This is a genomic window from Tateyamaria omphalii, assembly GCF_001969365.1.
GTDB classification, from domain to species: domain Bacteria; phylum Pseudomonadota; class Alphaproteobacteria; order Rhodobacterales; family Rhodobacteraceae; genus Tateyamaria; species Tateyamaria omphalii_A.
This window is the reverse complement of the sequence record NZ_CP019312.1, coordinates 407134-427488: the sequence shown is the minus strand read 5'-3', so window position 1 is coordinate 427488 and position 20355 is coordinate 407134. Positions and strand designations below refer to the sequence as shown.

Sequence of the window (20355 nt, the reverse complement as noted above, 5' to 3'; positions counted from 1 at the left end):
AGCAGAAATTTTGTAAACGGTGGAAAACCATGCCTGTACTCGTGCTGATCCTCGCCCTGACCTTTGCCGCGTCGCCCTTCTGGGTGCCCGATTTTGGCGGGTTCGAGGGCGACCAGTTCCCGGTGCCGCAGATCGACCCGCCGGTGCAGCCCGCAGGATATGCCTTTGCGATCTGGGGCGTGATTTACCTGTGGCTGTTGGTCGGCGCGGGCTTTGGCGCACTCAAACGCTGGTCCGCACCGGACTGGGCGCCGATGCGCGCGCCGCTCGCTGTGTCGCTGGCAGTGGGCAGCGTCTGGTTGCCGGTGGCGGTGCAAAGCGCGATCTGGGCGACCGTGCTGATCTGGGTGATGCTGATCAGCGCGCTGATCGCGTTATGGCGCAGTCCGCGGTTGGATGGCTGGGCGGCAGCCTGGCCGGTAGGGCTCTATGCCGGGTGGTTGAGTGCGGCCAGTTGCGTGGCACTTGGCCTGCTGTTGGCCGGGTATGGCTGGACGTCTGGGCGGACCGCGGCGTGGATCATGGTGACGGTCGCCGTCGTCCTGGCGCTTGTGGTCCAACGCAGCTTGAGCCGTGCGCCGACCTACGGCGTCGCTGTGATCTGGGCGCTGATCGCGGTTGGGGTACAGAACGGGTTTGATCCGCGGTCTGTTGGCGCCTTGGCGGTGTTGGGCGCGGTCATCATGATCCGACCCACCATCGGTGCCTTTCGGGAAGAAAATCTGTCCCCGCGGGGACAACACTGATTTCAAACGCTTTTTTCGTTAAATTCGGTTAATAAAGGTTAACCGCGCCGCCCTTCGGTGTGCTTGCGCAGCTTCGATGGCACCGGCTTTTTGCGGCCCTTGTAGGGGTTGGCGTCGTTCTGGCCGCGCATGAACAGGCGGATGGGCGTGCCCGGCATGTCAAAGTCGAGACGCAGGCCGTTCACCAGATAGCGGTTGTAGCTTTCGGGCACCTTGTCGGGATGCGAACACATGACAACAAAGCCCGGCGGGCGCGTCTTGGCCTGGGTCATGTAGCGCAGCTTGATCCGCTTGCCCTGCGGTGCGGGCGGCGGGTGCTGTTCGAGCATCCCCGTCAGCCAGCGGTTCAGCGCTGCGGTGGGCACGCGGCGGTTCCAGACGTCATAGGCGCGCAGGATCGCGCCGTGCAGACGGTCGAGGCCGCGGCCCGTCTTGGCCGACACGGTCACGAGCGGCGCGCCCTTCAGCTGCGGCAAAAGCCGTTCAAAGCTCTCTTTCAGCTCTTTCAGCTTGGCCTGTTTGTCGTCCTCGATGTCCCACTTGTTGATGGCGATGACGACGGCCCGCCCCTCGCGTTCTGCCAGATCCGCAATGCGCAGGTCCTGCTGTTCGAAGGGGATCGCCGCGTCGAGCAGAACCACCACAACCTCGGCAAATTTCACAGCCCGCAACCCGTCCGAGACCGACAGTTTTTCCAGCTTTTCCTGCACCTTGGCCCGCTTGCGCATACCGGCAGTGTCAAAGATGCGCATGGGCGTGCCGTCCCAGTCGGTGCGCAGGGAGATGGCGTCGCGGGTGATCCCGGCCTCTGGCCCTGTCAGCAGGCGGTCTTCGCCGATGATGTGGTTGATCAGGGTGGATTTGCCCGCGTTGGGACGGCCCACGACAGCCACTTGCAGGGGTTTGGCGGCCGTGGGTTGAGGGGTCTCGTCAGTGTCCTCCTCGTCCACGATCACGTCGGTTTCGGGGGCTTCTTGCGCGTTCTTTTCTTCGAAGAGATCAGCAAGGGGCTGGAGTTGGGCATAGAGGTCGTTGAGCCCCTCGCCATGTTCGGCAGACAGGCGAATGGGCTCGCCCAGACCGAGCGCGAAAGCTTCCAGCACACCGGCATCGGCGGCGGACCCTTCGCCCTTGTTGGCGGCCAGCAGGACGTGGTCCGCGCGTTTGCGCAGGATTTCAGCGAAGACCTCGTCCGTGGGGGTTACGCCCGTGCGCGCGTCAATCATGAATAGGCATACATCGGCCATGTCCACCGCGCGTTCGGTCAGGCGGCGCATGCGGCCCTGCAGGCTGTCGTCGTTGGCTTCCTCAAGCCCCGCCGTGTCGATGACGGTAAAGCGCAGATCGGCCAGCCGGCCCGGACCCTCGCGCAGGTCGCGCGTCACGCCGGGTTGGTCATCGACCAGCGCCAGGCGCTTGCCCACAAGGCGGTTGAACAGCGTCGACTTGCCCACATTGGGCCGTCCGACAATGGCGAGTGTCATGGTCATGGGGTGCGTATCCGACAGATCAAGCTGTGCACATAGACCATGTGGGCGGTCACTTAAAGGGGGGCTTGCATTGCAGCGCCTGCCCGCATTTGCTGGGCCCATGGAGTTCCAGAAAGAGCTAAGAACCGATCGGCTGGTGCTGCGCCCGGTCGCTCTGCGGGACTGCCGGTTTTTCGTCCGGCTGCTCGGCAATGCGGACACGCGCCGGTATCTGGGCGGACCGGTGCCGTGGCGCCACGGGATCCGGCGCTTTCGGGAGTACCTGCCATTGCCGGACGGCAATGCGGCTTGGATTGCCTGCCGCACAACGGCAGAACCGCAGGCGCTGGGGCTTGTCGAACTGGGTCCACACAAGGACGGAACCGATCATGAAGTGTCGTACCAGTTTGATCCTGCCGTCTGGGGCCACGGATTTGCCTGCGAAGCTGTCAGCGCCGTCATTGTCCATGCCTTGCATATGGGCGTGCTGAGGCGGGTGATCGCGGAAACCCAGAGTGCAAACGCCGCATCCTGCAGACTACTGGAGCGCGTGGGTATGACGGAGATGGTGCGTGTTCAGCGGTTTGGAGCGGAACAGATCATCTACTGCACATCTCCAGATGGAGGAACCCGGCCGAGAGTGAGGCAGTTTGATCGCGGTTAAGGCCACGCGCAATCATGCGCGCGTCGGGATCCGTCAGCGATAGGCAAGCAGCTGCCCTTTGCGCGACACAACATACAGCGTTTGTCCCGCAACCACGGGTGCCGTGGAGGCACCGCCGGGAATATCCGTCACACCGGCCAGCCCGCCGGTTGTCGGGTCAAAGCTGCGCAGCACCTCGTCCGAGGACGCGACAAGTAAACGACCACCCGCGAGAACCGGGCCGTGGTGGGCAAAAACCTCGGACTGGCGCTGGGGCCTGTCCCTGACGAAATTGGGCAGGCGGGTGCCCCAGACGCGGCTGCCATCTGCGGCATCGAGCCGGAGCAGTTCGTTGCGGTCGGAGATCAGGAAGACGCTGTCGCCGACAGGCAGGACCGTGTCGATGGCCCCTTCGCCCGTGGTCCAGATCGGGGTGCCGGAGCCTGCGTTCACCGCCACCGTGCGTCCGGATTGATTGCCTGCGTAGATCACGCCGTCCTTGGCGATGGGTCGGCCGGTGACGTCATCGACCTTGGACAAGGCCCGCCCCTGTCGTTCGCCCAGAACAGAGGCGTCCCAGCGCCGCAGCCCGCCCTGACGGAACACCGCCTGCATCTCGCCCGAGCCGAAGGAGAATACTGTCAGACCATCTGTCACGATGGGGGCCGGGCCGCCCAGCACGTTGGTGCGGGTTTCGGAACTGGTGACTTGCCAGGCGATGCGCCCGTCGTCTTTTTCGATGGCCCAGCCGGTGTCGTCACCCGCCATGACATAGACGAGGTTTTCGAACACGGTGGGGCGTCCGACGCCGATGGCCTCAAGCTCTTGTGTCCAGAGTGTGCCGCCGCTGCTGGTGTCCAGCGCGGTGAGCGTGCCGAGGCCGCTGGAGACATAGAGTACGTCGCCATCGACGGCGAGCCCGCCGCCGGTGCCGTCGCCATCCTCGGCCCGGTCGGGCAAGATGTCGCGTTGCCAGAGCAGCTGGCCCGAGGTCGAGACGGCAGAGACGGTGGTTTCCGCATCAAGCGTAAAGACCCGCCCGCCTGCCACGACCGGGTCCGCCACGATCCGGTGTTTGCGGCTGTCGCCGTCCCCGATGTTCACCGCCCAGATCGGCGTGAGTGTCTGGTTGAGTTGCGGGTGATCGGTGCGGAAGGCCGGTGTGCCGAAGCTTTGCGTGGCGTCCGCGTTGGCGACCTGGGGTGGCAGGGTGATGTCGCGCGCAGCGTCCGCCAGTGCTGCGGCTTCGGACACTTCGCCAGATAGCGCGGCCGATATCGGCTCGCGTTTGCCGGGCAGGATGATTTCCCGTTCGGCGCACCCGGCCAGGATGGCCAGCGCCACCAGTCCAAGCACGGCACGGCGATGTGCGTAAAGTCCCATGCCCCGATCCCTCATCGTCCGACCCATCTTATTCTCCGGCGGTCTCTGTGGCCTCTGGCGCGCCGCCCAGGGCCACCATTGCCTGTAGGGCACGGCGATGCAAGCCCGGGGTCGCTTCGGCGTCGTCGAGAATGGACTGAAAGCGGGCGATTGCCGCGGCGGTGTCACCGGTTTCGATGTCGATAAGCGCCAGTTGCTCTTCGGCGTGCAGGCGGAGGCGGACACCCGGCACGGCAAGTGCGGCGAACCCCTGACGGCGGGTTTCGGCGTCCTGCGTCGTCGATTGCAACATAAGCGATTTAAAGGTGGCGATCTGGCGGTAGATCAGCGGCAGGTCGGCCGCTTGCGCGACCGGTGCGAGGGTTTCGATGGCTGCCGTGTCCTGCCCGGCCTGCGCCTGTGCCCCTGCGGTCATGAACGCCAATACGGCGGCGCCTTCCGGCGTTTCGGCAGAGACGCCTGCCAGCGCTTCGGCGCGCACGTCGTCTTCGTTGGCGGCCAGCGCGGCGAGCATGGCGTCCCCCAGCGCTTGTGCCCGCGCCTGTTCCTGTGCGCGGCGATATTCGTTAAAGCCTGCGGCGCCCACAATCAGCAGGATGACCAGCCCGGCGATCCAGCCGTAGCGTTTGACATACCCGAACAGGCGGTCGCGGCGCACCTCTTCGGTGACCTCATCAATAAAGCTGTCGGTGTCGCTCACGCCCGCGCTCCCAATTCCGATGGCGGCTCGTCCGCCGCGTCTTTGATTTCGCGGTTGTCTTACCGTGCTGCTGCGCCCAAGCCAAGAGCAGGTGATCGTGCTTAAACGTGCGGCAATTGGGCAATATTGCGAATGTGTCTCGAAAAAAGTAATCTGAACTGGTTAGTTTAGACGTAAGACCCCTTATATCGCTCGTGACGTTCCGTCAGTTTGCGGAATGCAGGTCTACCAAGGAAGAACACGAAATGCGGATTGTGTCGTTGATCCTGGCCATTGTTGTCGGCGCCGGATTGTATTTTTGGATTATTGAGCGCGAATGGACCCTGGCGTTGATTGCCGGTGAAGCAGAACCCGCCGAAGGCATGCCCCAGGACGCGGGTGCTGCGGCATCGGAGGCGTCTGATGCAGAGGCACAGGCCGTGATCAAGGTGGTCGCCCGCGCCTCTGTCGCGCGCGAGATTGACAATGCCGTGATCCTGCGCGGCCAAACCGAAGCCGCCCGTCAGGTCGAGGTGCGGGCCGAGACGTCGTCAACCGTGATCTCCCCGCCCTTGCGCAAAGGCGCATTTGTCGAGGCGGGGCAGCTGATGTGCGAGCTGGACCCCGGCACGCGCGCCTCTGCCCTGGCCGAAGCGCGCGCGCGTCTGGCTGAAGCCATCGCCAACAAGACCGAAGCCGAAAGTCGGGTGCCCGAAGCCGAAAGCCGGGTGATCGAGGCGCAAGCACGCATTGACGAAGCGCTGGTGAACCAGAACGCCGCACGCCGCCTGAACGAGGGCGGGTTCGCAGCAGAAACCCGCGTCAAGAACGCCGAAGCCGCCGTCGCCGCAGCACAGGCATCGCTTGAGGCAGCGAAGGCCAGCGTCACCGCATCGAAATCCGGTCTGCAGGCCGCAGATGCCACCATCGAGAGCGCCAGCGCATCCATTGCCACAGCCGAAAAGGAACTGGAACGGCTGGAGATTCGAGCACCTTTCGCCGGTCTGCTGGAAAGCGACACCGCAGAACTCGGCACGTTACTGCAACCGGGATCACTGTGCGCGACCGTGATCCAGATTGATCCGATCAAACTGGTCGCCTACGCCCCCGAGACCGAGGTGGCGCGCATCGAGGCAGGGGCCCTCGCCGGTGCGCGACTGGCGGCAGGCGGGCAGGAAGTGACCGGTGAGGTCACATTCCTGAGCCGCGCTGCGGATCAAACCACCCGTACATTCCGCGTCGAAATTGAAGTGCCCAACGCCGACTTGAAAATCAGAGATGGCCAGACCGCCGAGATCGCCATTTCTGCCGCCGGAGCAAAGGCGCATTTGCTGCCCTCGTCCGCGTTGACGCTGAATGAGGATGGCGCATTGGGCCTGCGCACGGTCGATGATGCGGGTGTGGTCGCCTTTAACCCCGCAACGGTGGTGCGCGACACGGCCCAGGGCATCTGGCTGGCCGACTTGCCCGACGAGATCAACGTGATTGTGGTGGGACAGGAATTTGTGACCGCTGGCGTTACCGTCGCGCCCACATTTCAGGAGCAAACCCAATGACCGGTATCGTAGATTGGGCCGCATCCCGCGCGCGGATGGTTGTGGCCTTTGTCTTTCTGTCCATCGCGGCGGGGGCATTGGCCTATATCGTGCTGCCCAAAGAGGGCGAGCCGGACATCGAGATCCCGACGCTGGTCATCTCGCTGCCCTTCCCCGGCATTTCCGCGGCTGATTCCGAGACGCTGCTGATCAAGCCGATGGAGACACAGCTGGCCGATCTGGACGGTTTGGACCGCATGACTGCCACCGCCGCCGAAGGCTATGCCAACGTCGTGCTTGAGTTTCAGTTCGGCTGGGACAAGACGCAGGTGATGGCGGATGTGCGCGACGCCATGGACAAGGCCGAGGCTGAGTTCCCCGAAGGCTACGAGCAATATACAGTGGACGAGTTCAACTTTTCCGAATTTCCCATCGTGATCGTCAACCTGGCCGGCCCGGTGCCCGAACGCACCATCGCCAGGGTTGCCAAGGATTTGCAGGACGAAATCGAGACGCTGGACGCGGTGCTGGAAGCGAGCCTTGTCGGCAACCGCGACGAGATGGTCGAAGTGGTCATCGACCCCTTGCGCCTTGAGTCCTATAACGTGACCGCAGGTGAATTGATCACCGTCGTTCAGAACAACAACCAGTTGATCGCCGCGGGTGAGGTTGAGACCGCCCAAGGCGCCTTTGCCGTCAAGATCCCGTCGTCGTTTGATGACGTGCGCGACATCTACGAATTGCCGGTCAAGACCAACGGCGACCGGGTGGTGACACTGGGCGATCTGGCGCAGATCAATCTGACCTTTGAGGACCGCGTATCGACGGCCCGTTTCAACGGCGAAGGTACCGTTGCGCTGCAGGTCGTCAAACGCAAGGGTTTTAACCTGATCGACACCGCGACCGAGGTGAAGGAGCTGGTCGATGCGCGTGCCGGGCAGTGGCCCGATGGTTTGAAAGCCGTCGTCAATGTTGGCACCTCGAACGACCAGAGCCGCGAAGTGGCGTCAATGGTGCGCCAGCTTGAAGGATCGGTCCTGACCGCCATTGCGCTGGTGATGATCGTGTCGCTCGCCTTTTTGGGACCGCGGGCCTCTGCCCTGGTGGGTTTTGCCATTCCGACCTCGTTCTTGTTGTGCTTTGTCCTGTTGGCGATCATGGGCATTTCGGTGTCGAACATCGTGATGTTCGGCCTGATCCTGTCCGTGGGGATGCTGGTGGACGGCGCGATTGTCGTCGTGGAATATGCGGACAAGCGGCAACAGGCCGGGGTTGGGCCGATGCAGTCCTACGTCGATGCGGCCAAGCGCATGTTCTGGCCCGTCGTGTCATCGACCGCGACGACACTGTGTGCGTTCCTGCCCATGCTGTTCTGGCCCGGTGTGCCGGGTGAATTCATGGGCATGTTGCCCGTCACATTGATCTTTGTTCTGTCCGCATCACTGATCGTGGCGCTGGTGTATCTGCCGGTGATGGGCGGCGTGCTGGGCCGGTTCATTCAGGCCTTGGGCAACGGCAACCGGCGCATCGCCACGATGCCGATCCTGGCCCATATCGGTCTGTTCCTGATGTCCGTCGTGATGATGGCCGGGCTGATGGTCGTGCCCGGTCTGCTGGAGCGCGTCAGCGGCGCCTTCGCCGCGATGGACCAGCAAGAGGTGTGGCGGTCCGTTCTGCCCACATTCATCGAAGTGTTCATGTTCGGCCTTGGCATGTTGGTGCTCGCCGCCCTCGCCTTTGCCGGGGCTGTGATGCTGCTGTTGTCGATGACGGCCCTGCTTCTGCGCCTGGGTTTCGGCGTGACCTGGGGGTGGCGCAAGGTGTTCGGCACCCGCAATCGCCGGGTGAACGCGGGCTATCAACGCTCCACCTTTGGCCGTGTCATTGAGGGCGTTGTCGGAAACCCCGTCATGCCGCTGGTGATGATCGGCTGTGTGTTTGTCTTTGTCGGGACGACGCTGATCTATTTCATCAACAACAACCGCGGCGTCGAGTTTTTTGTCGAGACGGAGCCGGAGCAGGCCCTTGTTTACGTGCTGGCGCGCGGAAACATGTCGCTGGAAGAGAAGGACACGCTGCTGCGTCAGGCCGAAGCGATCGTGCTGGACCATCCCGGCATCAAGAGCGCCTTTGCCTTTGCCGGTGCCGGTGGCCTGAACGCCAATACCGGCGGCGCGCAGAGCCCGCGCGACACCATAGGTCAGATCCAGCTGGAGACCATTGCGTGGGAGGACCGGCCCAACACGTCCGAACCTTGGTTTACGATCCCTGTGATCGACCGCACCGTCATGCGGCAGGTCAAGGCGTCGGATTTTGACGGCAACACGGTTCTGGACGAGTTGACCGCAGATTTGTCGCAGATCCCTGGCATCCGGACCGAGGTGCTGGCCCTGGCCCAAGGGCCCGCGTCGGCCAAGCCCGTGCATCTGCGCATCAAGGGCGACAATTGGGAGGACCTGCTGCAATCTGCGGCTCTGGCCCGTGCCGAATTCGAACGAACGCCGGGCCTGACCCGGATGGAGGACACGCGCCCCCTGCCCGGCATTGACTGGCAGATCGACGTGGATGTGGAAAAAGCGGGCCGGTATGGCGCTGATGTGGCCACAGTGGGGGCCATGGTACAGCTTGTCACGCGCGGTTTGTTGCTTGACACCATGCGCGTCGACACCTCGGACGAGGAGATCGAGATCCGGGTGCGCCTGCCGGAGGATGACAGGGTGCTGTCGACCCTTGATACGCTGAAGGTGCGCACGGCGGACGGGTTGGTGCCGCTGGCCAACTTCATCACCCGCACCCCTGTGGCCGAGTTGGCGCAGATCAGCCGTGTAGATCAGAAGCGCTATTTCGATGTGAAGGCCGACGTGCTCGACGGTCTTCAGAAGCTGGTCCGCACCGAAGAGGTCGATGGCGCCGATGTGGAGCAGATCGTTGCCACCGTGCGTCCGTCCGAAGATGCCGCAGTCACCGTCGACGGCCAGGGCTACGCCATCTTCAACATGGCTCCCGAAGGCCGCGGGCTGGACTTGCAGGCGGAACTGAACCAGGGCGTCTTGCGGATGATCCCGATCAACGCCAACGAGCGTATAGCCGAGATTTCCAAATGGGTCGAAACAAGCCCGTTCCCCGTTGGCATAGACAGCGAGTGGACCGGCGATCAGGAAGATCAGGCCGAATCCGGCGCCTTCCTGATGCAGGCCTTTGCCGGGGCGCTGTTCCTGATGTTCATCATCCTGCTGGCGCAGTTCAATTCGATCTACAACGCGCTCCTGGTGCTGGGCGCTGTCGTGCTGTCCACAGCCGGTGTTCTGATCGGGATGCTGGTGATGGGGCAAGCGTTCTCGATCATCATGACGGGCACGGGTATCGTCGCCCTGGCAGGGATCGTGGTGAACAACAACATCGTCCTGATCGACACCTACCAGGAGTACGAAAAGTACATGCCGCGGATCGAGGCGATCATTCGCACGGCGCAGGACCGTATCCGGCCCGTGCTGCTGACCACGATCACGACCATGGCGGGCCTTGCACCGATGATGTTCGGCCTGTCACTCGACTTCGGCAACGGAGGCTACACGGTCGACAGCCCGACCGCGCTGTGGTGGAAGCAGCTTGCAACGGCAGTGGTGTTCGGTCTGGGGATTGCAACGGTCCTGACGCTGATGGTGACGCCCTCGCTGCTGGCTCTGCGCGTGTGGGTCGTGACCTATGCGGGCTGGCTAAGCCGACTGTTCGCCAAGCTGTCGATGGGCCGGGCGAGCCGCGCGGCGCAAGACTGGGCGCTGTCGCGCGACTGCAAGACCATGGCGAACGAAGAACTGGTCTGGGATTTCGGCGACGAGCCCGCCCATGCAGAGGCGACGTTGCCTAAAACACCACTGACGGCCGCGCCGCTGAAAGCGGCGGAGTAAGCGCCCGAACAGAAATGACTGAGGGAAGCGCCGGTATCGTCACAGGCGCTTTTCATTTTGCGGGTGTCCCGAAACGTCGCTCAGGTGGTCCTGCGCGCCCCGACATGGGGGCCGGACATATTCTCACGCAGCCACCGCAATCACACGCAGCTTGTTCACCGCTTCAGGACAGAGACTGACCGCTGCCTGCAACAGACCGCGCCGTCATCGCGAGGACGGTGTTTTCACGCGGCGGGTGCGGGACGGTGAGCGGGGCGATTTTGACCGAAGGGCAAGAGCGTCGCGCGGCGTCAGACCTCGTCCGCTTGCTGGCGTTGCCAAAGCTGGGCGTAACGTCCATCCTTCGCCAGCAATTCGTCATGGGTGCCTGTTTCCACGATCTCGCCCTGTTCCAGAACGACGATCTGATCGGCTTCGGCAATCGTGCTCAGCCGATGCGCGATGGTCAGGACCGTGCGACCCTGCCCTGCGGCGTTGAGCGCTTCCTTAATGTCCTGCTCTGTCTCGGTGTCGAGCGCGCTTGTCGCTTCGTCCAGCAGCAGGATCGGCGGATTCTTCAGCAAGGTGCGCGCGATGCCCACGCGCTGTTTTTCCCCGCCTGACAGCTTGAGGCCACGCTCGCCCACGGCGGTGTCGTACCCGTCGGGCAGGCCCATGATGAAGTCGTGGATCTGGGCCGCCTTTGCCGCCTTTTCGATATCGGCAAACGTCGCCTCGTCCCGACCATAGGCGATGTTGTAACGGATGGTGTCGTTAAAGAGCACGGTGTCCTGCGGCACGACGCCGATGGCTGCGTGCAGGCTGTCTTGTGTCACCTCGCGCACGTCCTGCCCGTCGATGCGGAGCGCGCCAGACGCCACATCGTAGAAGCGAAAGAGAAGCCGCCCGATTGTGGACTTGCCCGACCCGGTCGAGCCCACGATGGCCACCTGCTGGCCGGGTTCTGCGACCACCGACACCCCCTTGAGGATCGCGCGCGCGGTGTCGTAGCCGAAATGGACGTTGTCCAGCTCGATCCGCCCACCGGTCACATTGAGTGCCTTGGCGTTCGGCGCATCCACCACCTCGGCCGGTTGTTCGAGCAGGTCGAACATCTCGCCCATATCCACCAGCGCCTGCCGGATCTCACGGTAGACTGTGCCGAGGAAGTTGAGCGGCATGGTGATCTGGATCATGTAGGCGTTGACCATGACGAAATCGCCCACTGTCAGCGTGCCGTTCTGCACGCCGATGGCGGCCATGACCATGACACCGACAAGCCCACCAGTGATAATGAGCGACTGCCCGAAGTTGAGAAAGGCCAGGGAATAACTGGTCTTGAGGGCGGCCGCCTCGTACCCCTCCATTGCCTTGTCATAGCGGCCCGCCTCGCGCGCTTCGGCGCCGAAATACTTGACTGTTTCATAATTGAGCAGGCTGTCGATGGCCTTTTGATTGGCGTCCGTGTCCTGATCGTTCATGACCTTGCGCAGCTTCACGCGCCATTCGGTGACGGCGAAGGTGAACCAGACATAGAGCCCGATAGTCCCGGCCACGACGACCAGATACCAGATGTCGAAGAGGATCGTCAGCACGACGCCGATCATCAAAAGCTCCAGCACCAGCGGCCCGATGGAGAAGAGCAGGAAGCGAAGGAGGAATTCGACGCCTTTGACCCCGCGTTCGATGATACGGCTGAGACCGCCGGTCTTGCGCGTGATGTGGTAGCGCATGGACAATTGATGGATGTGCTGGAAGGTTTCAAGCGCCAGCATCCGCAGCGCCCGCTGCGCCACGCGGGCAAAGATGGCATCCCGCAATTGCTGAAAGCCCACGTTCATGAGCCGTGCCAAACCGTAGGCCACTGTCAGGCCGATGGCGCCGAGGGCAAGGTCCGACACCCCTTCGCCGCTCAGGACGTTGACGGCGTCGCGGTAGATGATGGGGGTGTAGACCGAAACGACCTTGGACAAGATGAGCGCCAGCATCGCCAGCACGACCCGTTTCTTGACCCAGGGTTTGTCGGCGGGCCAGAGGTAGGGCGCGACCTTGCGGATCGTGCGCAGACCGGAGGCACGTTCGGCGTCGGCCACCTTGTCCTTGGGATCATTCGATCGGGGCGCTTGGTCAGCGGGTGCTGACGACGCGGAGCTGTCTGCGGGCATGTGGGTAGGTTCCTGACGTTCAGGTGCCACTATCTAAGGCAGCGATGGATGAGTTGCCAGCGCGCCGGGCAATTTACACGTCAGTTGGGAAGGGCAAAGACCTGGCCGGGGAAGATCAGGTCGGGATTGCGGATGCGGTCGCGGTTCGCCTCGAACACCTGAACATAGAGCGTCCCCTCCCCGTAGCGGTCGCGGGCAATGGCCCAGAGCGTGTTACCGGCCTGCACGGTGATCTGCGTGGCTGGAGCGGCAACACTGTCCGCTTGGAGCAACACTTGGGGATCTTCGCGCCGGAACGGGGTTTCCACGCGGCTGGTGACTTGCCCCGCGGCGTCCAGTTCGTCCACGCGCAAGGTGTAGGTGCCTGTGTCAATGTCGGGCAACGCCCCCTTCCAACGGCCATCGGACGCCACGTCGATATCGGCGACGGGCGCATTGTTCACATAGACACGCACCGCATCGGCGTTTGGCTGTGCTCGGCCGGCCAGCTCTACGTCGCCCTCTTCGGTATAGCTGATGCTGTCGAGTGCGATGTTGTCCAACGCCTCGGGCGCGGTGTTGCCCAGCACCTCAACGCCCTCTTCCGTGGATTTGAGGACGGTGACCTGTTGGGCGCTGTCGGCCGGGGCGGTTTGCACCGGGTCTGGTTGCGGTGCGTGAGCTGCGGCCACCGGGGCTTGCGTGACCGAAGCCTCTGCCGGAGCGGAAGCCGTTTCCGTGGCGGCGGTGTCCTCGGCTTGTCGGTTGGGTACGACGGGTCCGGTTGGCGCGGCGACAATCACGTCGCTCTGCACGGTCGGCACGGGGGCTGGGGTGGTGGTCTGAGCGTCCGGTGTGACCGCTCGCGAGGTCGCCGCTTGCGCCGTGTCCGTTGCCGGGGTCGCAGGCGGCCGCGTGTCCTCGATCGGTGCGGTTGGTGTGGCCATGGCCACCGCTTCCGCTTCCGTCTGCTCTGGGTCTGAGATCGGTTCCGAAGGCGCTGTCGCGACGATATTCGGCGCGACCGGCTCTGGCTGGCGTTGCGGCGCGAGGATCACCTCGTCCACCGATGCGATCTCGTCGATGCCGACGCGCTGTACGACCGTCAGCACCTGCGCCTTGAGGCTGGGTGGCAATATGGTGATTGCGGCAAAGCTGCCGCCGTCGTCCGTGGTTGTTTCGGCGTTCCGGGCGCCGTCCAGCAGTACCGAAACCTTGCTGCCGGGTGCTGCACGGCCCGCGATCACGGTCAGGCCGTCAGGCTCCACCCGCACCTCGTCGATTGAGGGCGGATCGAGGGGAGGGGCAGCGTCAGGCGCGGTTTCGGGCTCGAGCGCCACGGCAGCCACTTGGGGGGCGGTCGCATCCTCGACCAGTTGCGCGACGGGTGCGGGGCCTGATTGGTTGGCATTGAAGTAAAGCCCAGCGCCAACGGCGGCTGCAATCACAACCGCAACCGTACCCACCAAGGCACCGTTCGACCCGGCAAATGCCGCCCATTTGGACATGTAGACCCTTTCCACCGCACCGGTTTTCCCGGTTTCGTTGCGCTTGCATAACAGGCGGCGCTATAGCGGTCAAAAGAACGGCGTCACAAAACCATCACTTTCGCGCGCCCGTTACAGGAGCACCACATGTCCCACCTGTCCGTCTGCGTGTATTGCGGGTCGCGCCCCGGTGGATCGCCCGCATTCAGCGTCGAGGCCGAAGCCCTTGGCGCAGGCATTGCGGCGCGCGCCTGGCGGCTGGTCTACGGCGCGGGCGACGTCGGTCTGATGGGGTCGGTTGCGCGCGCGGCCCAGGCCGAGGGCGGAGACACGTTTGGTGTCATTCCGCGCCATCTGGTGGACTGGGAAGTCGGCAAGACCGACCTGACCCGGTACGTCGTGACCGAGACCATGCACGAGCGCAAAAAGGTCATGTTCATGAACTGTGATGCCGTCGTGGTGATGCCCGGCGGCGCCGGATCACTGGATGAACTATTCGAGGTGCTGACATGGCGCCAGCTTGGCCTGCATGAAAAGCCGGTGATCCTGATGAATGTCGAAGGATACTGGGATCCGTTGATCGGCTTGCTGGAGCATGTAGTGGCACAGGGGTTCGCGGACGCATCGCTGCTGGATTACTATACCGTCGTTTCAGGTGCCGCCGCCGCACTGGCCGCATTGGGGTAGGACGGCGGCGCCTTTACCGGTCAGCCGCCCGACACCTCGACCACGGTGATTTCAGGCACCACATTCAACCGCACCGGCACGACCGAGCAGCCGATACCGCCTGACAGAACCAGGTGCTGCCCTTCGGACGTGTAATGCCCCCAGTTGAACTCTTCGTTCGATGCGGCAGCGATGGTCGGGGACCAGTGGCGGATCTGGATCTGCCCGCCATGGGTGTGCCCCGACAACGTAAGGAACACACGTTCGGGGACGTCGGGCCAGATGTCGGGTTCATGCGCCAGCAGGATGCACGGTGCGTCATCGGTCACGTCGAGAAGAGCGGCGTCGAGGTCATCGAAACCCTCGCCTTCGGGCCCTTCGTCGAGGGGACGCTGATCGCCCAGGCCGATGAGCCAGAACGCATCGCCCCCGTCGCGCAGCCGAACCGCGCTGTTGTCAAGGAGCGGGATGCCGTGATCGTGCAGGGCTTGTGCCGCCTGGCGCGTGGTGCGTGCGTTGGCCGCTGCCGAATCCTGCCACCAGTTATGATTTCCAAGCACCGCAAAGCGGCCCAATGGCGACGTAAACGCCGCGAGGCGTTTAATGATGTCAGACTTGGTCATCTGACCAAGTGTGAGCGGATGTGCGGCCTGAAAGTCACCCAGATGCACGGCAAGATCGGGTTTGAGCGCATTGACGCGGGCCAAGATGCGCGAAATCCGCGACAAGGAGATTTGCGGCGCCCCCGCGTGCAGGTCGCTGATGATGACGATGCGCAACGGAGCGCGCCCACCCCAAGCGGGATCGGATATTTGCCAGGTTACAACGCGCAAGCGCTACGCCGGTTCGATCCAGAAGGCGTAAATGACAAGGGCCAGCAGCAAAGCTGCCAGCCCCCATCCGAGAAGTGTGAACATGGGTCGCTTCGCTTACATGCGGCTTGCGACGTTTTCCCAGTTCACGAGATTGTCGAGGAAGTTTGTCAGGTAGGCGGGCCGCTTGTTGCGGAAGTCGATGTAGTAGGAGTGTTCCCACACATCGCAGCCCAGAAGTGCCGTCTGGCCGAAGCAGAGCGGGTTCACGCCATTTTCGGTCTTGGTCACTTTGAGGCCGCCATCCGTGTCCTTGACCAGCCACGCCCAGCCGGAACCGAACTGGCCTGCACCTGCGGCAGAAAACTGTTCCTTGAATGCATCGACCGAACCGAAGCTGTCGGTCAGGGCCTTTTCCAACTCACCTGGCATCGCGCTGTCGCCCGGGCCCATCATTTCCCAGAACTGGTTGTGGTTCCACAGCTGGCTGATGTTGTTGAAAATCCCGTTTTGGGCCACGGCGCTCGCATCATAGGTGCCGACAATGATCTCTTCGAGCGACTTGCCCGCCCATTCAGTGCCTTCAATGGCCTTGTTGCCGTTCGTGACATAGGCGTTGTGGTGCAGATCGTGGTGGTATTCCAACGTCTCTTTCGACATGCCGTTGTCCGCCAAGGCGTCGTGAGCATAGGGAAGGTCGGGAAGTTCAAAAGCCATGAGGGCCCCCTTTTCAAGTCGTTCAAGGTTGTGCCTGACAGATTGTGCGCACAGGGGCAAGTTCAAGGCAGCACGGGAACAATTCCTTGATCGGGTCACCGATTCAGGTTCAGCGCGCCCTCTTTGCAGACGCCATTGCCGTTCAGTGAATTCGTGACGCCACGCATGGACCCCCGGACGATGATCCTGTTGGTCTTGATGTTGATGATCGCCTGGTAACCGATGCGAATGGGTGACGGCCTGGCTGGCACATTGCTGAGAGCCCACGAAATCCTGTACTCATCCGGGTTGAGTGTCCGCTGGCGCAGCGTCGCCTTGATCGGTTTCCCATGCACGGCAGCAATGTACCGATCATAGACAATCGCCGTCGACTGGCCGGGCTCGAATTGCACTGCAATCGCCGGAGAGATGAACCCGTCGCCAGTGCTGCGCACGCTACAGGCAAAGTCCAGCGCGGCGGCGGGTGCCGCAAAGCCTGCTGCCATCGCCAGCGCGAGTATCAATTTTTTCATGTTCGCTTCCCGTTTTCTCATGTCTGACGCGATATTGCGTCAACGCTCGGGAAAAGGGAATATCGCTGCCCTTCGACGATATCAACTGCGTCAGAATGCGCCAACATCCGAGCCTGGCTGCGCCGCGATTTTCAACAGATCAAACACATACTGCGCCTGACTGCGGAAACAGATGATGCGGAAGTGATCGGTGTCGTGCAGCCAGAAGGCTGCGGGCACCTGCGCCATGCGGGTGCGTCGGAACATGCCCGTGGTAAACTGGTCCTGCGCGAGGTCCACCGGCACGAGCTTGGCCAGCACCTCGCGCGCGTGGGTGCCGGACAGATCAAAGACGGCGCGCGCATCGGAGACATCGACACACAGGCTGTGGATGCCCTTGAGGGTTGTTTCCATCTTTTCAATGTTTGCGGTGACCTCATCATACGGGCACAGGACCAGCAACTCGTCCGGCGACATCCAGCAGATACCCCTGTCGTCCATGCACTGCGCCTGTCCCTGATCGGGCAGATCCACCGCGGCCACGCCGGTCGCCGCACCTTTGACGGCCGGGTCGCCCAGATCACCACGCAGGGTGATCATGCCCTGCGGCGCCAATTCCTCGATCATTGCGATCCCGTCGGACCACGCGGCGCCGTTCAAGGCGCTGACAGCCTTAGACATTCTGCTTCTCCCCCTCGGGGTCGTAGAAGACCGGGCTTACGATCCGGGCCTTGTAGGTGGTGCCATCGGTGCCGGGGAAGTCGATCACCTCGCCCATGCGGTCGGGTCCGTGCATGACGAGGCCCATGGCGATCCCCTTGTTCAGGTTGGGCGAATGGTAGGACGACGTCACCCGCCCCTGCATGTTGCGCTGCCCGTTTTCGTTGATTCCGTCAGCCACCGCATAGGACCCATCCGGCAGCACAGAGCCGTCGAGCGTTTCCAGCCCGACAAGCTGCCAGCGCTCGGGATCGGCCATATGGGTCCGCGCGTGTGCGCGCTTGCCGAGGTAATCATCTTTCTTCTTCGACAGCGCCCAGTGCAGGCCAAGGTCCTGGGGGATCACGGTGCCGTCGGTTTCGTCCCCGATCATGATGAACCCTTTTTCGGCGCGCAGGATGTGCAGCGCTTCGGTGCCGTAGGGCATGACACCCAGTGCGTCCCCGACAGTCATCAGCGCATCCCAGAACGCCTGCCCTTCGGAGGCCTTGACGGCGATTTCATAGCTGAGTTCGCCGGAGAAGGAGATGCGGTAGGCGCGGACGTCGAAACCGCCTAGCGTACCATCGGCCCATTCCATGAAACCCAGCGCGTCGGCCGAGACATCCATACCGCCGAGTGCCTCCAACGCCTTGCGCGCGTTTGGGCCAACCACGGCAATCTGAGCGTATTGTTCCGTCACGTTCGCAACATAGACCTGCATGTCCCACCATTCGGTCTGCAGCCACTCCTCCATATGCTGGTGAATGCGCTCGGCCCCGCCGGTGGTCGTGTGGCACAGGAAGGTATCCTCGTCGATCCGCGCCACGACGCCGTCATCTATCAGGAACCCGTTTTCGCCACACATCAGGCCATAGCGGCATTTTCCTGGTTTCAGCGTGCTCATCATGTTGGTGTAAAGGAGGTCGAGGAACTTGCACGCGTCGGGCCCTTTGACAACCAGCTTGCCGAGCGTCGAAGCGTCAAGCAGGCCGAGGTTTTCACGCACGTTTCTGGTCTCGCGCATCACGGCGTCATGCACGGTCTCGCCGCTGCGGACGTAAGTGTAAGGACGGCGCCAATGGCCCACCGGCTCCCAATGCGCGCCGTTTTCATCATGCCAAGCATGGATTGGGGTCTGGCGGACCGGCTGGAACACCTTGCCGCGCGCTTCGCCTGCGATGGCACCCATTGAGATCGGCGTATAGGGCGGTCGGAACGTCGTGGTGCCCGTCTGAGGGATCGGTTGGTTCAGCGCGTCCGACAGGATCGCGAGCCCGTTGATATTGCTGAGCTTGCCCTGATCGGTGGCCATTCCGAGGGTCGTGTAGCGCTTGGCATGTTCGACGCTTTCGAACCCTTCTTGGGCTGCAAGCTGAACATCAGATACCTTGACGTCGTTCTGGTAGTCCAGCCATGCCTTACCGCGCAACGCCGCACCAGCCCCTTGCGGCATGAGCCAGACAGGGGCCATGGGCGCCTCTTCGGCGCTGGTGGCATTGGGTGCAGGTTTGGGTGTGGCCTCGTGTCCGGTCGCCCGGGCCGCTGCGTGACCCATGGCGTGCGCATCTCCGACAATCCCGGTCAGACCGAAATGCCCGTTCGCGGATCCAGCCGGGGTGACAAACGCTGTGCCATCCGCGCCGGTCGGCGCTTTATCCACATCGGGGCGGAACATGGCGAAATCATTGTCCCAGAGCAGTTTGCCGCCGCAATGGGACCACAGGTGAACGACCGGCGACCAGCCGCCCGACATGGCGACGGCGTCGCATGCAATCTCTTCCAACACGGCGCCCTCGCCCGCCTGTGAACACACGGCCACGCCGGTTACGCGCTTGCCGCCCATAACCTTGGCCACGCCGTGGCCCATCACGACGCGGATGCCTGCGGCCTTTGCCTCGGCCATCAGCGGGCTGTCGACCGGCAGGACGCGTGCGTCGAGAATGGCCGGAACGTCGAGCCCGGCGGCTTTCAAAGCGGTTGCGGTGCGGTATGCGTCGTCATTGTTGGTGACGACAACCGTGCGGTCACCGGGGCTGACACCGTAGTTCACCACGTAGTCCCTCACCGCCGAGGCCAGCATGACCCCCGGCACGTCGTTGCCTGCAAAGGACAACGGGCGTTCAATTGCACCCGTTGCCGTGATGATGTGCCCGGCGCGGATACGCCACAGGCGATGGCGCGGCCCATCCGCGTCAGGCGCATGATCCGTCAGCCGTTCGTATCCCAGCACATATCCGTGGTCATAGATCCCCGCACCCATCGTGCGTGCGCGGAGGGTGACATTCTCCATGTCATACAACTCTGACACGAGATCATCCACGATCTTATCCACAGGCTTGCCGTCGACCTCGCCCCCGTCCACGGGTGCGCGACCGCCCCAATGAGCGGTTTGTTCCAGGATCAAAACGCGCGCGCCTGTACGTGCCGCAGACCGCGCCGCCAACAGACCCGCAATCCCGCCACCGACGACCAGTACATCGCAGAAGGCATGGAAATGCTCGTACGTGTCCGCGTCCCGCCCCTTGGGGGCCTGACCCAATCCGGCGGCTTGTCGGATGAAGGGTTCGTAGACGTATTTCCACAAGGGGCGCGGATGGATGAACATTTTGTAGTAGAAGCCTGCGGGCATGAAGCGTGCGAGCCTGGCATTGATTGCACCCACGTCGAACTCAAGGCTCGGCCAGTGGTTTTGGGATGTGGCAAGCAGCCCCTCGAACAGCTCGGTCGTTGTGGCGCGCTGGTTGGGCTCAAAACGGCCCTCGACGCCAAGGTTCACCAGCGCGTTCGGCTCTTCCGCACCGGCCGCCACGATGCCGCGGGGGCGGTGGTACTTGAAGGACCGCCCGACCAGCATCTGATCGTTGGCAAGGAGGGCTGAGGCGAGCGTATCGCCCTCGAACCCGCGCATCTGCTGGCCGTTGAAGGTGAACCGGACGGCCTTGTCCTTGTTCAGAAGACGGCCGCCTGTGGCAAGACGTGTGCTCATGTTCGGGC

At 63.0% G+C, this 20355-nt stretch carries 15 protein-coding genes; 5 read left to right on the top strand and 10 right to left on the bottom strand.

The genetic code is table 11. From position 1 onward, the window contains the following. The first annotated feature begins 29 nt into the window (after window positions 1–29). Window positions 30–746, top strand: a complete 717-nt coding sequence (locus tag BWR18_RS02100; protein WP_076626488.1) for a tryptophan-rich sensory protein — start codon at window positions 30–32, stop codon at window positions 744–746. A gap of 38 nt (window positions 747–784) precedes the next feature. Here BWR18_RS02100 and der read toward each other — a convergent pair whose 3' ends face one another. Continuing rightward, on the bottom strand, window positions 785–2236 hold the full coding sequence (der, locus tag BWR18_RS02095; protein WP_076626487.1) for a ribosome biogenesis GTPase Der: 1452 nt from the start codon (window positions 2234–2236) through the stop codon (window positions 785–787). 100 nt (window positions 2237–2336) lie between these two features. Between der and BWR18_RS02090 the strand changes: the two genes are divergently transcribed. Further along, window positions 2337–2879 (top strand): GNAT family N-acetyltransferase, encoded by a 543-nt coding sequence (locus BWR18_RS02090; protein ID WP_172839344.1) that lies wholly within the window; start codon window positions 2337–2339, stop codon window positions 2877–2879. A gap of 33 nt (window positions 2880–2912) precedes the next feature. On the opposite strand, the gene BWR18_RS02085 is transcribed toward BWR18_RS02090, so the two are convergent. Next, window positions 2913–4241 (bottom strand): PQQ-like beta-propeller repeat protein, encoded by a 1329-nt coding sequence (locus BWR18_RS02085; RefSeq protein WP_157598623.1) that lies wholly within the window; start codon window positions 4239–4241, stop codon window positions 2913–2915. Window positions 4242–4269: 28 nt separating this feature from the next. Next, window positions 4270–4941: a hypothetical protein gene (locus tag BWR18_RS02080; RefSeq protein ID WP_076626485.1), complete on the bottom strand. Its 672-nt coding sequence runs from the start codon at window positions 4939–4941 to the stop codon at window positions 4270–4272. Window positions 4942–5186: 245 nt separating this feature from the next. Between BWR18_RS02080 and BWR18_RS02075 the strand changes: the two genes are divergently transcribed. Both BWR18_RS02075 and BWR18_RS02070 read left to right on the top strand, forming a co-directional pair. Continuing rightward, on the top strand, window positions 5187–6476 hold the full coding sequence (locus BWR18_RS02075) for an efflux RND transporter periplasmic adaptor subunit (RefSeq protein WP_076626484.1): 1290 nt from the start codon (window positions 5187–5189) through the stop codon (window positions 6474–6476). Beyond that, window positions 6473–10363 (top strand): efflux RND transporter permease subunit, encoded by a 3891-nt coding sequence (locus BWR18_RS02070; protein WP_076626483.1) that lies wholly within the window; start codon window positions 6473–6475, stop codon window positions 10361–10363. The genes BWR18_RS02075 and BWR18_RS02070 overlap by 4 nt, the downstream gene beginning before the upstream one ends. 290 nt (window positions 10364–10653) lie before the next feature. Here the strand turns inward: BWR18_RS02070 and BWR18_RS02065 are convergent, their stop codons facing one another. Together BWR18_RS02065 and BWR18_RS21995 are read right to left on the bottom strand one after the other, a co-directional pair. Then, window positions 10654–12507 (bottom strand): ABCB family ABC transporter ATP-binding protein/permease, encoded by a 1854-nt coding sequence (locus BWR18_RS02065; protein WP_083957611.1) that lies wholly within the window; start codon window positions 12505–12507, stop codon window positions 10654–10656. An 80-nt stretch (window positions 12508–12587) separates the two neighbouring features. Next, complete coding sequence (locus tag BWR18_RS21995; protein ID WP_254684917.1) at window positions 12588–13994, bottom strand: LysM peptidoglycan-binding domain-containing protein; 1407 nt, start codon at window positions 13992–13994, stop codon at window positions 12588–12590. A 126-nt stretch (window positions 13995–14120) separates the two neighbouring features. Here BWR18_RS21995 and BWR18_RS02055 point away from each other — a divergent pair, with 126 nt between their 5' ends. Further along, window positions 14121–14660, top strand: a complete 540-nt coding sequence (locus tag BWR18_RS02055; protein WP_076626481.1) for a TIGR00730 family Rossman fold protein — start codon at window positions 14121–14123, stop codon at window positions 14658–14660. Window positions 14661–14680: 20 nt separating this feature from the next. Here the strand turns inward: BWR18_RS02055 and BWR18_RS02050 are convergent, their stop codons facing one another. The 5 genes from BWR18_RS02050 to BWR18_RS02030 all read right to left on the bottom strand — a co-directional run bounded on the left by BWR18_RS02050 (window position 14681) and on the right by BWR18_RS02030 (window position 20347). Next, the gene (locus BWR18_RS02050; RefSeq protein WP_172839343.1) at window positions 14681–15418 is read right to left on the bottom strand and encodes a metallophosphoesterase; all 738 of its coding nucleotides are present in this window, start codon (window positions 15416–15418) and stop codon (window positions 14681–14683) included. Window positions 15419–15568: 150 nt separating this feature from the next. Further along, on the bottom strand, window positions 15569–16168 hold the full coding sequence (locus tag BWR18_RS02045; protein ID WP_076626480.1) for a superoxide dismutase: 600 nt from the start codon (window positions 16166–16168) through the stop codon (window positions 15569–15571). 95 nt (window positions 16169–16263) lie between these two features. Continuing rightward, window positions 16264–16680 (bottom strand): hypothetical protein, encoded by a 417-nt coding sequence (locus BWR18_RS02040; protein WP_157598622.1) that lies wholly within the window; start codon window positions 16678–16680, stop codon window positions 16264–16266. A 90-nt stretch (window positions 16681–16770) separates the two neighbouring features. Then, on the bottom strand, window positions 16771–17340 hold the full coding sequence (locus BWR18_RS02035) for a sarcosine oxidase subunit gamma (RefSeq protein ID WP_076626478.1): 570 nt from the start codon (window positions 17338–17340) through the stop codon (window positions 16771–16773). Further along, window positions 17333–20347 (bottom strand): sarcosine oxidase subunit alpha family protein, encoded by a 3015-nt coding sequence (locus tag BWR18_RS02030; protein WP_076626477.1) that lies wholly within the window; start codon window positions 20345–20347, stop codon window positions 17333–17335. Before BWR18_RS02030 ends, BWR18_RS02035 begins: the two co-directional genes overlap by 8 nt. Window positions 20348–20355: the final 8 nt, after the last annotated feature.